Here is a 13,902-nt window from a genome sequence, read left to right as displayed (position 1 = left end):
CCGCATTAGCGGCCATTTTGCCATCAGCACAGCTTTCAGAGGATCTCAAAGCATGTTTTGCCCTTTTTGCGGTAAAGATGATACCAAAGTGATTGATTCCCGCTTGGTTGCCGATGGCCATCAGGTACGTCGTCGGCGCGAGTGTGGTGCTTGTCATGAGCGTTTCACTACCTTTGAGTCGGCCGAACTGGTGATGCCGCGCATTGTGAAACGCGATGGCTCGCGTGAGCCTTTTAATGAAGACAAGCTGCGCAGTGGGTTGCTGCGCTCCCTGGAAAAACGCCCGGTCGCGACCGAACAAACCGAGCAACTGATCAACAAAGTGAAATCACAACTGCGAGCCACCGGTGAACGGGAAGTCAGCAGCCAGTTGCTGGGCAATCTGATTATGGATGAGCTGGTGAAACTGGATAAAGTGGCTTATGTACGCTTTGCTTCGGTGTACCGCTCCTTTAAAGATATCCGTGAATTTGGTGAGGCCATTGCAAAACTTGGGAATGAGCAGTGAGCTTTAGTGCTGATGATCATCGATTTATGGCCCGGGCTATTGAGTTGGCCCGAAAAGGGCGTTTTACCACCTCGCCGAATCCCAATGTAGGCGCTGTGTTGGTGCGTCATGGCCAGATTGTTGGTGAAGGTTATCACCACCAGGCTGGAGGTCCCCATGCCGAAGTGGTGGCATTGCGACATGCTGCAGAGCTGGCTCGCGATGCAGACTGTTTCGTCACGCTGGAACCCTGTAGTCATTATGGGCGAACGCCGCCATGTGCAGAGGCCTTAATCAAGGCAGGTGTGCGCCGGGTGGTGATGGCGATGCAGGATCCCAACCCACAGGTGGCAGGCCGCGGCGCCGCTCTGCTAAAGGCCGCAGGCATTGAAGTGCAAAGTGGGCTGATGATTGAAAGTGCCCGGTCACTGAACCCAGGATTTTTAAGCCGCATGGAACAACAGCGTCCTTTTGTGCGCTTGAAGCTGGCAGCTAGCCTGGATGGTAAAACCGCTCTGAATAATGGTGCCAGTCAGTGGATTACCTCTAAAGAGGCTCGTGCGGATGTGCAATTGCAACGCGCGCAAAGCTGCGCGGTATTATCCACAGCAGAAACCGTTTTGCGTGATGATGCCCGTTTGAGCGTGCGGCCGGAACAGGCTTTGTCTTCCATCAGCCCGTTGCAGGATGGGCACTACCGTCAGCCGGTTCGGGTGGTATTGGACCGACGCCAGCGGCTTACAGGCAAAGAAGCTTTGTTTGCCCTGCCAGGTAAACTGATACTGGTATACCCAGCAGGCAGCAAACTGTCGGCTCCGGCTGGTGCTGATGTTTTATACGTTCCATCCCTGCAGAGGGAGCAGTTTGATTTGCAGGTACTCATGCGGGAATTAGCGCGGCAACACATCAACACTCTTTGGGTGGAAGCCGGCGCCCGCTTAGCAGGCTCCTTGTTGCAGGCTAAGTTGGTGGATGAGTTCTGGTTGTATCAGGCCCCGATAATTTTGGGGCATCAAGCGCGGGGCTTGGTGGCTATAGCTGAACTGACCCAATTAAATGAAGGCATTGCACTGAGCTGGCAGGATATCCGTCAGCTGGGGCCTGATATACGTTTCATTGCAACGCTGCAGAGCTGAGGATAGCATGTTTACCGGAATTATAGAGGCGGTAGGCCGTATTCGCTCCAGTCAGAAATCAGGGCAGGGCATGCGGCTGTGGATTGAAAGCGAGCGGCTGGATTTTTCCGATGTGAAGCTAGGTGATAGTATCGCCAGCAATGGCGTCTGCCTGACTGTCACAGCCAAAAGCAGCGATGCCTTTCAGGCAGACCTATCGGCTGAAACTTTGCGCCGGACGTTATTTGGTCATTATCAAAGCGGTCAGCGGATCAACCTGGAAAAAGCTCTGTTACCAACTACCCGACTTGGCGGTCATCTGGTCAGTGGTCATGTGGATGGTATTGGCCGCATTCGTGCCATCGAAAAGAAAGCGGATAGCTGGGAGCTTTGGTTGGCTATGCCGCAAGCCTTGAGTCGTTACATTGCTGAAAAGGGGTCCATTACCATCGATGGCATTAGCCTGACCGTGAATGAGCTGGCCGAGGATGCATTTCGACTCACCATAGTGCCGCATACAGCCTTGGTGACCACCTTGCAGCAGGCTGAGGTGGGTACAGCACTGCATCTGGAAGTGGATTTGATTGCTCGTTATCTGGAACGCCTACTGCAAGGGAGAGCTCCTTCAGCAGCTGGCGTCACTACCGATTTACTCCGAGCCCGAGGCTTTATCTGAGCTGGCCGGTTTTTTTGAAAACGAAAAGATTCAGTCATAGAAGGTTTTTATGCAATTAAACAGTACGGCAGAAATTATTGAAGACATTCGCCAGGGCCGAATGGTCATTCTGATGGATGATGAGGATCGGGAGAATGAGGGCGATTTGGTGATGGCAGCCGAATACGTTACTCCGGAAGCCATTAACTTTATGGCGACCCATGGCCGCGGTTTGATTTGCCTGACTCTGACCGAAGAACGCTGTAAGCAACTGAATTTGCCCTTGATGGTCGACAGCAATAAATCGCAGTTCAGTACCGCTTTTACCGTGTCGATTGAAGCAGCTGAGGGTGTTACTACCGGAATTTCCGCCGCTGATCGGGCTCGTACTGTCAAAGCGGCGGTGGCCCGGGATGCCCGAGCTAGCGACATTGTGCAACCTGGCCATATTTTCCCATTAAAAGCTCAAAATGGTGGTGTGTTAAACCGTGCCGGTCATACGGAAGCAGGCTGTGATCTAACCCGGTTGGCTGGGTTGGAGCCTGCAGCGGTGATTGTGGAAATTCTCAACGAAGATGGCACCATGGCCAGGCGGCCGGATCTGGAAAAATTTGCGGCTAAGCACAGCATTAAAATTGGCACCATCGCTGATCTGATTGAATACCGCAACCTGAATGAAACCACCATTGAGCAGGTGGCTCGTTGTCAGCTTAGTACCGATGTTGGTGATTTTGAGCTGGTAACCTTTCGAGATACCATTGATAACCAAATCCACTTTGCTTTAGTGAAAGGGGATATTAAAGCCGATGAGCCTTGTCTGGTGCGGGTGCACTTGCACAATACCTTCAGCGATTTATTGCTGGCCGATCGGGCTGCAAACCGTAGCTTTCCTCTGCACCATGCCATGCAGCGCATTGCCGATGAAGGCGGTGTCCTTGTGTTGTTGGGCAAGCATGAAAGTCCCGAAGCCCTGGTGCGGATGGTGCAAGCCTTCGAAGCGGAAGACAAAGGTGAGCAGCCTAAGTCGGCACCCTGGCAAGGGACTTCTCGTACCGTCGGAGTGGGCTCGCAGATTCTGGCTAGTTTGGGCGTTGGAAAGATGCGCTTGCTCAGCAAACCAAAGAAGTATCACGCTTTATCTGGGTTTGGCCTGGAAGTGGTGGATTACGTCAGCGAGTAGGCGGCTGCTATAATCCTTCGGCATAGCCGCAGTTGTGGTATCATACGCGGCAATTTTGAATTTGAACCAATTGGAGCTGCAAGATGCAGGTAATTGAAGCAGGCATGACTGCCCCGAATAAAAAGTTTGCCCTGGTAGTAGCGCGCTTTAACAGTTTTATTGTTGAAAGCTTGCTGCAAGGTGCTATCGATACTTTAAAACGTGTTGGTCAGGTCCGTGATGAAGACATCACCGTGATTCGGGTGCCAGGTGCTTTTGAACTGCCATTGGCGGTTCAGCGTGTGGCTGCCAGCAAAAAATACGATGCCATCATTGCGCTGGGTGCTGTGATCCGTGGTGGTACACCGCATTTTGAGTATGTTTCGTCCGAGTGTACCAAGGGCATTGGCCAGGTGGCGATGCAACAGGACGTGCCAGTGGCGTTTGGCGTGTTAACGGTGGACTCCATTGAGCAAGCCATCGAGCGCGCTGGCACTAAAGCCGGTAATAAAGGCGGTGAAGCGGCTATGTCTGCGCTTGAGATGGTTAACCTGCTTGAGCAGTTGTGAGGATATCTGAATGAAACCCAATGCGCGTCGCAAGTCACGCTCATTAGCTGTGCAGGGCATTTACAGCTGGCAGCTTAGTCAGAATAAGATCCAGGATATTGAGCAGCAGCTGTTGTTAGAAAATAACGTGAAGCAACTGGATGTCGCTTATTTTCAAGATCTGCTGCGTGGCGTGGTGAGTTACCACCAGACACTGGATGAGCTGCTAAAGCCTTATCTAGACCGGCCTTTCGATGAAATCGATCAGGTTGAAAAAGCTATTTTACGCGTCTCAGGTTATGAGATGAAGTATCGCCTGGATGTACCGTACAAAGTGGTGATCAACGAAGCCATTGAGCTGGCTAAATCCTTTGCTGCCGATGACAGTCATAAGTTTGTCAATGGCATTTTGGATAAAGCTGTCCGCACACTGCGACCAAACTAAAGGACAGCCGGCATCCCTTGCCGGCTTTTTCAGTGATGGGTGAATTCGAAGTTATTCAACGCTACTTTGCCAATTCTGGCCGTGCCCGTAAAGACACTTTAATTGGTGTCGGGGATGATGGGGCTGTGCTGCAGCTGCGTGAAGGCTATGATCTGGTTGTCACCACCGATACCATGGTGGCAGGTACTCACTTTTTTCCTGATGTCGACCCACGTGCATTGGGGCACAAGTTAGTGGCAGTCAATATCAGCGATTTGGCGGCAATGGGGGCAGAGCCTGCCTGGCTATCCCTGGCAATGACCCTACCTAAAGTCGAGGACCCATGGCTGGCTGCTTTTGCAGATGCTTTCAGTGAAACGGCAGATTACTACGATTGTCAGCTGGTTGGTGGTGATACGACCCGGGGGCCTATGACCTTTACCGTGGTGGCGAAAGGCCAGGTACCGCATGGCAAAATGCTAACGCGCCGGGGTGCTAAAGTCGGTGACTTTATTTATGTGACTGGAACCTTAGGCGATGCAGGCTTGGGTCTGCGGCTCTGTCAGGGTCAGGTCGAAGTCAGTAAAAAACACAGCGCCCACATTTTACAGCGTTTTCATTACCCAACCGCGCGTCTGGCCATCGGTCAGGCACTTCGCACAGTAGCTAGCAGCGCCATGGATTTATCCGACGGCCTTTATTCCGATATTCAACACCTGATGCATCGCTCGGCAGTTGGTGCCAGCCTCGATATCGAACGCTTGCCGTTGTCCCAGGCACTGAAAGACAGCTGTGATAGAAGTACTGCTTTGGCGCTCGCCTTATCAGGTGGTGAAGATTACGAGTTGTTGTTTACGGTACCAGAAAGCAAAAAGAGCATGCTGGATGTTTTGCTATCACCCTATGGTGTTCCTGTGACTTGCATAGGGCGAATCACAGGCGCTGCTGGTAAACTGGAGCTACGTGCTGGTAATGAACCTTTTGCCTATGAGCATCGTGGCTTCGAGCATTTTGAAAAATGACAGCAAAGTTTAACCTGAAAAAATGGCAGCATTTGCTGGCACTCGGCTTTGGCTCTGGTCTGGCACCGAAAGCACCGGGCACCTTCGGGACTTTGGCCGCCATACCCTTGGTGGCTGCGTTGATGCTAAGTCCGCTTTGGTTGTATCTGCTGATTGTTGTTGCTGCCTGGGCCTTAGGTATTTATGTTTGTGAGGTGGCTGCCCGCGATGTGGGAGTGCACGATCACGGTGCCATTGTCTGGGATGAAATTGTCGGCTTAGCGGTCACTATGGCACTGGTTCCGCTTAGCGCATGGAATTTGCTGCTGGGTTTTGTATTATTCCGCTTCTTTGATATTGTAAAACCCTGGCCTATTCGTTGGCTGGATCAAAAGGTAACAGGTGGGCATGGTATTATGCTGGATGATATCGTTGCTGGCTTGATGGCCTGTTTGGTATTGCATGCTACGCTTTGGTGTTTTGGCTAACGGGAGTTCAGGGATGATTCTGAGGTGGTGCTGGATCTGTTTGTTGTTCAGCTTTTCGCTTCAGGCGATTGAACGTTCTTTGCATGATTACGACATCAAACACTGGGACAGTTCCGACGGCCTGGCATCCAACTCGGTTCGTGCTTTGACTCAGGATCAACAGGGTTACATCTGGGCTGGCACTCTTTATGGACTAAGCCGGTTTGATGGCTATCGCTTTGATACCTTCACCAGTCAACAATACCGTCAACTTGCCAGTAATGCCATCAACCAACTGATGACCGATAGTCAGGGATTGATCTGGATTGGCACCAAATCAGGCTTAAGCCGATTGAACCCGAACACGCTTAGTTTTGAGCGTTTTAACATTCTAAGTGAGGTGACTGCCATAGCTGAGGTACGTCCGGGTGAAATATGGATCGCAGCTGAGCAGTTATTTCGAATACAGGCCGGTCAGGTTAGCCGAATCAGCCCGGTGCGCCAACCCGTCCGCCAATTGCGTAGCAGTGGTGATTATGTATGGTTGACGACCACTGAGCATTTAATTCGCTATGAGCTGGAAAGCGGCCAGATGCAGCGTTATCTTTTACCCAGAGAATTGCAGCAAAACCCTATTTATGACATTGCTTTGACGGATAGCCAGGTTCACCTGGCGACTGAAGTTGGTTTTTACCATCTGAATAGCGATGGTGAGGTAGTCCGTTGCGATCAGTTGCTGCAGGAATACATGGCTACTTACCGGATCTTCAGGGATAGTCGTGGTTCTGACTGGATTTCCAGCTACAGTCGTTTACATCAGCGACACCAGGGACATGCGTGGCAACAAATCAGCGCCACAGAGTTGGGTAGCAGCCCCTGGTTTTATGATATTTTTGAAGATAAAGATAACAACATCTGGTTGGCCAGCTTCAGTGACGGAATTTTTCGGGCTTCCCCCGGCCATGTGCGTCGGGTCGTTGGTGAGGGACAAACCGATCCTGTGGTTCGCTCGCTAGCGGTGACGCCTGAACAGCGTTTACTCATTGCAACCCAATCGAGCTTAGGGTACTTAAGCCATCAAGGGCATTTTCAACCATTGCTCGACCAGCAGGTGCTCGGTTCTCAAAGCATCCATGACATTCATTTTGCTGACGATAGCTGGTGGCTGGCGATGGATAATGGCCTGTTTCGTTATGAACCTGGTACTGAGCACATTTCTAGCCTGGCAAGTGAGCTGGATGGCAGCACCGTGCGATTTGTGCAGCCAAGACATGCTGGTGGCTTGTGGGTAGGTGGTGCAGCAGGTTTGTTTTTTTGGCAAGACCAACAGCTGCGGCCATTTGCTTTTAACCGTGAGCTGGAATCCAGACACGTCACCACCATCCGGGATCAAAATTGGTACCAAGTGATCGGGACGACTCGCGGTTTGTACCAGCTGCAACAGCAGCGCTTGCAGCGCTTAGGCATTGGTAGTCCTTTATACAACAGCTACATTATTTCGCTGTTGGTGCTGCCGGACGAGACCTTGCTGATAGGAACTTTTGATGACGGTCTCTTTGTCCGATTCCCCAATGGTGAATGGCGACAGTTTGATAATAGTAATGGCTTACCCTATGGTCCTGTTGTTGCTATGTTACTTGATGAACAGCAAGAGCAATTGTGGTTCAGTACCCTGAAAGGTGTATTTCGTCTGCCTTTATCGTCGCTATCACTGTTAAAGCAGGATCCCTTGCAGGCTGAGCAAATCCTGACGCCCTATCAACGTCAACTTGGTAATACGCCTGGTCGTTGCTGCAATGGGGCTGGTCACTCCAAGCTGGTGCTCTGGCAGGATCAGCTCTGGTTTCCTACTCTGCAGGGTGTGGTCGCGATAGACCGATTTTTTCAACGAAGAAATGATCCTGATTTCCGGCCCCTGCTGCAGCAGATAGTGGGGCAGCGCTCTTATTTACTCCAGGCTCAGCAGCAGCGACAGGTGCTGCCAGTGAATGAACGCAGCTTTACGATTCACTATACGGCTTTGGATTTCTTTAATGCAACCTCGTTGCAGTTTCGTTATCGCTTACGAGGTTTTGATAAGAGTTGGCAACAGGCCGCCAGTCGGCGCGAAGCGATTTATACCAATTTACCGCCTGGCCATTATTATTTTGAAGTGCAGGTACGACAACAAAATCAATCCTGGGCTGAAGCTCAGAGTAGCCAGATCGAACTGGTGGTGCCGCGTCGTTTTGATGAAACCTGGATGTACCAAGTGCTGTGGTTTGCCCTCTTAGGCTTGATACTATCCGGTGTGTTCTGGCTGGTACGTAGAAATAATCAGCAACAGCAACTGGCTTTGTCACGTTTGGTGCGGCAACGTACTCAGGAGCTGGAAAATAGCAACAACCGCTTAAACGAGCTGAATGCGCAGTTGGGGCAATTGGTGCATAAAGATACACTGACAGGTTTACGTAATCGGCGGTTTTTGTTCGAGCAATTACCGAAGGATATTGAGCATTACCAACGCAACCGTCTGAGCCTGCAACAACAAGGAAAATGCGTGGCCTTGATCCATTTGGATTTGGATGGATTTAAATCCATTAACGATCAATATGGCCAAAGTGCCGGCGACAGTTTGTTACAACAAATCAGCGCCTTGCTACTGCGCGAAACCAGGGGCTCAGATTATGTGGTACGTTATGCCGGCGAAGAGTTTCTATTGGTACTTCGTGATATCGATATCAGCATACTGTGGGACTTTGCCAACAAGCTGCATGCATTGGTGGGCTCGACCCGTTACCCATTACCCGATGGTCAGCGCATTCAGCTAACCTGCTCCGTTGGCTACTCAGTGTATCCGTTGCAACTGATTGGGGGGCAGTTGATGAACTGGGAGTTGTCGCTACAACTGGCAGAGATGGCACTATATCGGGTAAAACATGAAGGCAAAGATGGCGTGGCTACCTTGGTGTTTGATGGTCGGGTTGACGCTTTCGAATTTGAGGAATCGATGCATATTGAAGCACAGATTGAGCAGCTCCTGTCGGAAGGATTAGCCCAGTTCAAAATTCAGGCTGCCAATCATCAGGGCCCCATCAGTGAGACTGATGTGCCCTGAATCAATCAGAATCAGCCGAGGTGTTGCCGGATTTTGTGTAAAATGCCTGCTTGGTCAAGGCCAAGTTCAGCATAAATTTCCTGTTGGCTACCATGCTTGATAAATTGATCAGGTAAGCCTAACGTCAACAACCTGCAACGCTGTGGTAGCTGCAATAAGACTTCAGCCACTGCAGAGCCAGCACCTCCTTGCACAGCACCATCTTCAAGGGTAACCAGCAGTTCGTGTTCAGCGGCGAGCTCAGCGATCAACGCCTGATCCAGCGGTTTGATAAAGCGCATGTTGACCAACGTTGCATTCAGAGTCTCCGCTACAGCCTTGCACTCATGCAGCAATGGACCAAAAGCCAGTATAGCCACCTTGCTGCCCTGACGTAGCTTGCAGCCTTTACCAATACTCAGGGCTTGCATCGTATCGCTTGGTACCACACCACTGCCGCTGCCTCGAGGGTAACGAACTGCTGCTGGTCCTGGGTGTTGGTAACCGGTGTAGAGCATTTGCCGGCATTCATCTTCATCAGCCGGTGCCATAAGCACCAGGTTAGGGATACAGCGCATAAAACTGATATCAAAAGCGCCTTGGTGGGTTGGACCATCCTGGCCAACGACACCTGCGCGATCAATGGCGAATAACACATTCAGATTTTGCAGCGCCACATCGTGGATTAGTTGATCGTAGGCCCGCTGTAAAAAGGTTGAATAAATGGCTACCACCGGTTTCAAACCTTCGATGGCAAGACCTGCTGCCAGGGTAACAGCATGTTGTTCAGCAATCGCCACATCGTAATAGCGATGAGGAAAGCGTCTGGAAAACTCGACCAGATCAGAGCCCTCACGCATGGCTGGTGTGATGGCATGCAAGCGTTCATCCTGCTCTGCCATATCGCAGATCCAGCGGCCGAATACATTGGAAAAGCTAGGGCGACCAGCGGCTTTAGCTGGCAGGCTGCTGCTGCTTGGATCAAATTTCGATACCGCATGATAGCCGATAGGATCCTGCTCGGCGGGGTGATAGCCCTTGCCTTTTTTCGTGACGACATGCAGCAGCTGCGGTCCTTTCATACCCCGCATATTACGAATGGTATCTGTCAGGCTGAGCACATCATGGCCATCAATGGGCCCGATGTAGTTAAAACCCAGTTCTTCAAAAAAAGTACCAGGAGTGACCATGCCCTTGAAGTGCTCTTCTGCCTTGCTGGCCAGCTCATGCAGAGGGGGCACACCACTAAGAATTTTTTTACCACCTTCACGCAGGTTGGTGTAAAAGTTACCGGATAAGATGCGGGCAAAGTATTTGTTCAAAGCACCTACATTCTCAGAAATCGACATGTCGTTGTCGTTCAGGATCACCAGCATATCGGGCTTGGTTTCCCCGGCATGATTTAAAGCTTCAAACGCCATACCAGCCGTAATGGCACCATCGCCTATCACGGCAACAACCCTGCGACCACTTTGTTCTGCCTGTGCTGCTAATGCCATGCCCAAGGCGGCACTGATGGAGGTACTGGAGTGGCCTACACTGAGGGTGTCGTATTCACTTTCTTCACGGTAAGGGAAGGGGTGTAGACCGTCCTTTTGCCGGATGGTATTCATACGGTGCCGACGGCCGGTCAGGATTTTGTGCGGATAGGCCTGATGACCTACATCCCAAATGAGCCTATCAAAAGGGGTGTTGTAGACATAGTGCAAAGCAACCGTTAGCTCAACTGTACCAAGCCCTGATGCAAAATGGCCGCTACTTTGACTGACACTGTTCAGTAAGAAATCCCGTAACTCATGACACAGCTTAGGAAGCTTATCTTGAGGGATCTGTCGCAGTTGCTGGGGCAGGTCGGCCTGCGCCAGCAATGGGTAGTCGTCTATATCAACTGTCATGCATGGGCCTTTATTTTAATTTTTACGGGCAATTAAAAATTGCGCCAGGGCTTGTAGTTCATCGCCCTGGTAGGGCAGTTGCGCCAAGGCTGCAATTGCATCCTGATACAATTGTTCTGCTTTTCGTTTTGCTTCAGACAGGCCCAGCAAGGCAGGGTAAGTTGCTTTGTTGGCCTGATGATCCGATCCCTGAGGTTTACCCAGGGTTTCGGTATCGCTTTCAATATCAAGAATGTCGTCCTGCACCTGGAACGCCAGTCCCAATGAAGCGGCAAAGCGGCGCAGCAGTTCCAAATCTTCCGGCTTTGATGCCGGACTGGCCAACCAAGCCAGTTCTACCGCGCATTGGATCAAAGCACCTGTTTTCAGACGATGCATTTGCTCCAGTGTGTCCAGGGTAAAATCCTGGTTAGTATGCGCCAGATCAATCGCCTGACCTGCACACATACCAAGCACACCACTTGCTTTGGCCAGTTGCTTTACCATGGCAAGTACCCGCTCAGCAGGAACCTGATGAAAGTGATGGCTGCTCAGAATATCAAAAGCCAGGCTCTGAATCGCATCGCCCGCTAAAATAGCAGTCGCCTCATCAAAGGCAATATGGCAAGTTGGCTTGCCACGGCGAAGGGCATCATTATCCATCGCCGGTAAATCATCGTGGATCAAAGAATAGCAATGAATGGCTTCTAAAGCAGCAGCAGGGGCATCCAAGTCTTCAATCCGGGCTCCTAGCATCAGGCCACAACGATATACCAAAGAGGGGCGTATGCGCTTGCCACCCAGTAAAATGCTGTAGTGCATGGCCTGATGTAATGACGTTGCTGCGCCGATTTGTTGCTGCAATACCTGCTGCAATACCTGCTCAACACGTGTCTGGTCAAGCGCTAAAAATTCTGGTTTCACGCTTGTTCATCTTCCGGATTGTGAAATGGAACGAGCTCTGCCTGGCCATCTTTCTGTAGCAACTGCTGTACCTGTTGCTCCGCCTGTTGCAGTTGCTGTTGGCTTTGCCGTGATAACTGAATGCCTCGCTCAAATTGGCGGAGTGACTCATCCAGCGACAGATCGCCTTGCTCCAGTTGACTGACAATCTGCTCCAGCTCCGCCAGTTGTTGCTCGAACTGACTCAGATCGGTTTTCTTTTTTGCCATGCCTTCCTCGTTCCAAACCCGCGGCCGAAGTGCCTTAACCCGCTATTATGGCGAATCAACCACAGCTTTTGAACTGGTTTTGCAGTAAAAGTGAATTTAAGCTTTGTTTTACTTTGTCGATAAACAGCTATCGGCTAAGATAAAAGCAATAAAGCTCAATCATTTGTCCAGCGTGGGGAGTCAGATGTGGATTTAGCAACACTCATAGGTCTGGTTGGCGCCATTGGTTTTATTATCATGGCCATGATCATTGGCAGCGCCGGCGACCCGGGTATGTTCGCCGATGTAGTTTCCTTACTGATCGTGGTGGGTGGCTCTATTTTCGTTGTCATCACCAAATTTCCGCTGGGACAGTTCTTTGGTGCCGGTAAAGTGGTCGTCAAAGCTTTTATGTTCAAAATCGAAGAAGCGGAAGAGCTGATTGAGCAAGCAGTCCAACTGGCTGACTCAGCCCGTAAAGGCGGATTTTTGGCGCTTGAAGAAGCTGAAATCTCCAATTCTTTCTTGCAAAAAGGCATCAACATGTTGGTCGATGGTCACGATGGTGATGTGGTTCGCGCAACCTTGATGAAAGACATTAGTCTAACGGAAAAGCGCCATGAACAGGGCATCAGTATATTTCGAAGCTTAGGCGATGTCGCACCGGCCATGGGGATGATAGGTACTCTGATTGGTTTGGTGGCCATGTTATCGAATATGGATGATCCCAAAGCCATAGGCCCGGCGATGGCGGTGGCACTTCTCACCACCTTGTATGGTGCTTTTATTGCCAACGTAATTGCGATACCGATTGCCGATAAGCTAGCACTTCGTAATGATCAGGAAAAACTAAATAACCAATTAATCCTGGATGCAATTTTAGGGATTCAAGATGGCCAGAACCCAAAAGTGATCGAAGGCTTGCTTCGCAACTACATTGCCCAAGGTAAGCGTGAAGTAGCGGTCGAGGAAGGTTAAGCAAATGAGAGACGAGACCGAAGAATGCAAATGCCCCCCCAAAGGCTTGCCCCAGTATATGGGGACCTTTGCGGACTTGATGGCGCTGTTGATGTGCTTCTTCGTGCTGCTGCTGGCTTTTTCTGAAATGGATGTCTTGAAGTTTAAACAAATTGCCGGCTCGATGAAGTTTGCTTTTGGTGTACAAAATAAAATTGAAGTAGAAGATATTCCGAAAGGCACCAGTGTCATCGCGCTGGAGTTTCGTCCTGGCCGGCCCGATCCTACGCCGATTGAAACACTGCAGCAGCAAACCATCGAAATCACCCAGCAAATGATCGAATTTCAGGCCGGTGAGGAAGATTCAGCGGGGGGCCGCCAGGAGCAGCAACAAGATCAAACCGGTGGCATGTCGACCAGCATGGATGATGAAGTTTCCGAAAGTGATGCAGCCGCGGCAGCAGCTCAGCAGGAGGTTAATGAGTTGGTAAAGCGCATTGCTGAGCAGATGGAACAGCAAATTTTAGATGGTGCCATCGAGCTGGAGTCCTTGGGGCAGCAAATCATCATTCGCATTCGGGAAAATGGTTCCTTCCCTTCAGGTTCTTCCTTTTTACAGCCTCGCTTTCAGCCGATCATTCAGGAGATTGGTGGGTTGTTAGCCGAGATCCCAGGTGAAATCACGGTGACGGGACATACCGATGATGCCGTGATCCGTGATGAGTTGCATGATAATAATTGGGACTTGTCGGCCAAGCGGGCAGTTGCTGTGGCGACCGAAATGCTCAAAGCACCTGGTTTTGATAAGAATCGGCTTGCGGTAGTGGGTTATGCCGATACCCGCCCTCTGGTGCCAAACACCAGCGAGCTAAACCGGCGGCGTAACCGTCGGGTCGAGATTTCCATTATGCAAGGACAAGCGAAAGAGTCGGATCCAATCAGTCTGGAAAACTAGTACTAGCGTTAGTCACGCCCTGAGCGATCAGGT

At 50.8% G+C, this 13,902-nt stretch carries 14 protein-coding genes; 11 read left to right on the top strand and 3 right to left on the bottom strand.

Annotation, left to right across the window (positions count from 1 at the left end):
* Positions 1 to 52: 52 nt before the first annotated feature.
* From nrdR to BLW37_RS15095, 9 genes are all read left to right on the top strand, one after another.
* A complete protein-coding gene (gene nrdR, locus BLW37_RS15135) occupies positions 53 to 508 on the top strand; it encodes a transcriptional regulator NrdR (protein ID WP_091344416.1) in 456 nt (151 codons plus the stop codon).
* Positions 505 to 1,623, top strand: coding sequence for a bifunctional diaminohydroxyphosphoribosylaminopyrimidine deaminase/5-amino-6-(5-phosphoribosylamino)uracil reductase RibD (gene ribD / locus BLW37_RS15130; RefSeq protein ID WP_091344413.1), 1,119 nt, complete (start codon positions 505 to 507; stop codon positions 1,621 to 1,623). Before nrdR ends, ribD begins: the two co-directional genes overlap by 4 nt.
* Before the next feature lie 7 nt (positions 1,624 to 1,630).
* Positions 1,631 to 2,278: a riboflavin synthase gene (locus BLW37_RS15125; RefSeq protein ID WP_091344410.1), complete on the top strand. Its 648-nt coding sequence runs from the start codon at positions 1,631 to 1,633 to the stop codon at positions 2,276 to 2,278.
* A gap of 49 nt (positions 2,279 to 2,327) precedes the next feature.
* Complete coding sequence (gene ribBA, locus BLW37_RS15120; RefSeq protein WP_091344409.1) at positions 2,328 to 3,437, top strand: bifunctional 3,4-dihydroxy-2-butanone-4-phosphate synthase/GTP cyclohydrolase II; 1,110 nt, start codon at positions 2,328 to 2,330, stop codon at positions 3,435 to 3,437.
* Between the two features lie 83 nt (positions 3,438 to 3,520).
* Positions 3,521 to 3,985 carry a 6,7-dimethyl-8-ribityllumazine synthase gene (gene ribH, locus BLW37_RS15115; RefSeq protein WP_091344407.1) on the top strand — a complete coding sequence of 155 codons (465 nt, stop codon included), beginning with the start codon at positions 3,521 to 3,523 and terminating at the stop codon, positions 3,983 to 3,985.
* Positions 3,986 to 3,995: 10 nt separating this feature from the next.
* Complete coding sequence (gene nusB, locus BLW37_RS15110) at positions 3,996 to 4,409, top strand: transcription antitermination factor NusB (RefSeq protein ID WP_091344405.1); 414 nt, start codon at positions 3,996 to 3,998, stop codon at positions 4,407 to 4,409.
* 35 nt (positions 4,410 to 4,444) lie between these two features.
* On the top strand, positions 4,445 to 5,410 hold the full coding sequence (gene thiL, locus BLW37_RS15105) for a thiamine-phosphate kinase (RefSeq protein WP_091344401.1): 966 nt from the start codon (positions 4,445 to 4,447) through the stop codon (positions 5,408 to 5,410).
* A complete protein-coding gene (locus BLW37_RS15100; protein WP_091344397.1) occupies positions 5,407 to 5,877 on the top strand; it encodes a phosphatidylglycerophosphatase A family protein in 471 nt (156 codons plus the stop codon). Before thiL ends, BLW37_RS15100 begins: the two co-directional genes overlap by 4 nt.
* Positions 5,878 to 5,890: 13 nt before the next feature.
* The gene (locus tag BLW37_RS15095) at positions 5,891 to 8,953 is read left to right on the top strand and encodes a ligand-binding sensor domain-containing protein (protein ID WP_091344394.1); all 3,063 of its coding nucleotides are present in this window, start codon (positions 5,891 to 5,893) and stop codon (positions 8,951 to 8,953) included.
* An 11-nt stretch (positions 8,954 to 8,964) separates the two neighbouring features.
* Here BLW37_RS15095 and dxs read toward each other — a convergent pair whose 3' ends face one another.
* Genes dxs through xseB form a run of 3 tightly spaced genes read right to left on the bottom strand, consistent with a single transcriptional unit; the run spans position 8,965 to position 11,978 of the window.
* Entirely contained in the window at positions 8,965 to 10,827 is a 1,863-nt protein-coding gene (gene dxs, locus BLW37_RS15090; RefSeq protein WP_091344392.1) for a 1-deoxy-D-xylulose-5-phosphate synthase, read from the bottom strand.
* Positions 10,828 to 10,842: 15 nt separating this feature from the next.
* Positions 10,843 to 11,730, bottom strand: a complete 888-nt coding sequence (ispA, locus tag BLW37_RS15085) for a (2E,6E)-farnesyl diphosphate synthase (RefSeq protein ID WP_091344390.1) — start codon at positions 11,728 to 11,730, stop codon at positions 10,843 to 10,845.
* Positions 11,727 to 11,978, bottom strand: a complete 252-nt coding sequence (gene xseB, locus BLW37_RS15080; protein ID WP_091344387.1) for an exodeoxyribonuclease VII small subunit — start codon at positions 11,976 to 11,978, stop codon at positions 11,727 to 11,729. Before xseB ends, ispA begins: the two co-directional genes overlap by 4 nt.
* 186 nt (positions 11,979 to 12,164) lie before the next feature.
* Between xseB and pomA the strand changes: the two genes are divergently transcribed.
* Together pomA and BLW37_RS15070 are read left to right on the top strand one after the other, a co-directional pair.
* Positions 12,165 to 12,935 (top strand): flagellar motor protein PomA, encoded by a 771-nt coding sequence (gene pomA / locus BLW37_RS15075; protein ID WP_091344384.1) that lies wholly within the window; start codon positions 12,165 to 12,167, stop codon positions 12,933 to 12,935.
* A gap of 4 nt (positions 12,936 to 12,939) precedes the next feature.
* On the top strand, positions 12,940 to 13,869 hold the full coding sequence (locus BLW37_RS15070; RefSeq protein ID WP_091344382.1) for a flagellar motor protein MotB: 930 nt from the start codon (positions 12,940 to 12,942) through the stop codon (positions 13,867 to 13,869).
* The last annotated feature ends 33 nt before the right edge of the window (positions 13,870 to 13,902 follow it).

Origin of the sequence: Alkalimonas amylolytica, assembly GCF_900107845.1 — a bacterium.
Lineage (GTDB): Bacteria > Pseudomonadota > Gammaproteobacteria > Enterobacterales > Alteromonadaceae > Alkalimonas > Alkalimonas amylolytica.
Note: the sequence above shows the minus strand (reverse complement) of the source record. Positions and strands in the feature narration are given on the sequence as shown.

Bases quoted from the DNA above. Each gene is read 5' to 3' on its own strand.
- nusB (WP_091344405.1), top strand. From the start codon at position 3,996: ATGAAACCCAATGCGCGTCGCAAGTCACGCTCATTAGCTGTGCAGGGC.
- BLW37_RS15095 (WP_091344394.1), top strand. From the start codon at position 5,891: ATGATTCTGAGGTGGTGCTGGATCTGTTTGTTGTTCAGCTTTTCGCTT.
- BLW37_RS15070 (WP_091344382.1), top strand. From the start codon at position 12,940: ATGAGAGACGAGACCGAAGAATGCAAATGCCCCCCCAAAGGCTTGCCC.
- ribBA (WP_091344409.1), top strand. From the start codon at position 2,328: ATGCAATTAAACAGTACGGCAGAAATTATTGAAGACATTCGCCAGGGC.
- BLW37_RS15100 (WP_091344397.1), top strand. From the start codon at position 5,407: ATGACAGCAAAGTTTAACCTGAAAAAATGGCAGCATTTGCTGGCACTC.
- xseB (WP_091344387.1), bottom strand. From the start codon at position 11,978: ATGGCAAAAAAGAAAACCGATCTGAGTCAGTTCGAGCAACAACTGGCG.
- nrdR (WP_091344416.1), top strand. From the start codon at position 53: ATGTTTTGCCCTTTTTGCGGTAAAGATGATACCAAAGTGATTGATTCC.
- ribH (WP_091344407.1), top strand. From the start codon at position 3,521: ATGCAGGTAATTGAAGCAGGCATGACTGCCCCGAATAAAAAGTTTGCC.
- dxs (WP_091344392.1), bottom strand. From the start codon at position 10,827: ATGACAGTTGATATAGACGACTACCCATTGCTGGCGCAGGCCGACCTG.
- BLW37_RS15125 (WP_091344410.1), top strand. From the start codon at position 1,631: ATGTTTACCGGAATTATAGAGGCGGTAGGCCGTATTCGCTCCAGTCAG.
- thiL (WP_091344401.1), top strand. From the start codon at position 4,445: ATGGGTGAATTCGAAGTTATTCAACGCTACTTTGCCAATTCTGGCCGT.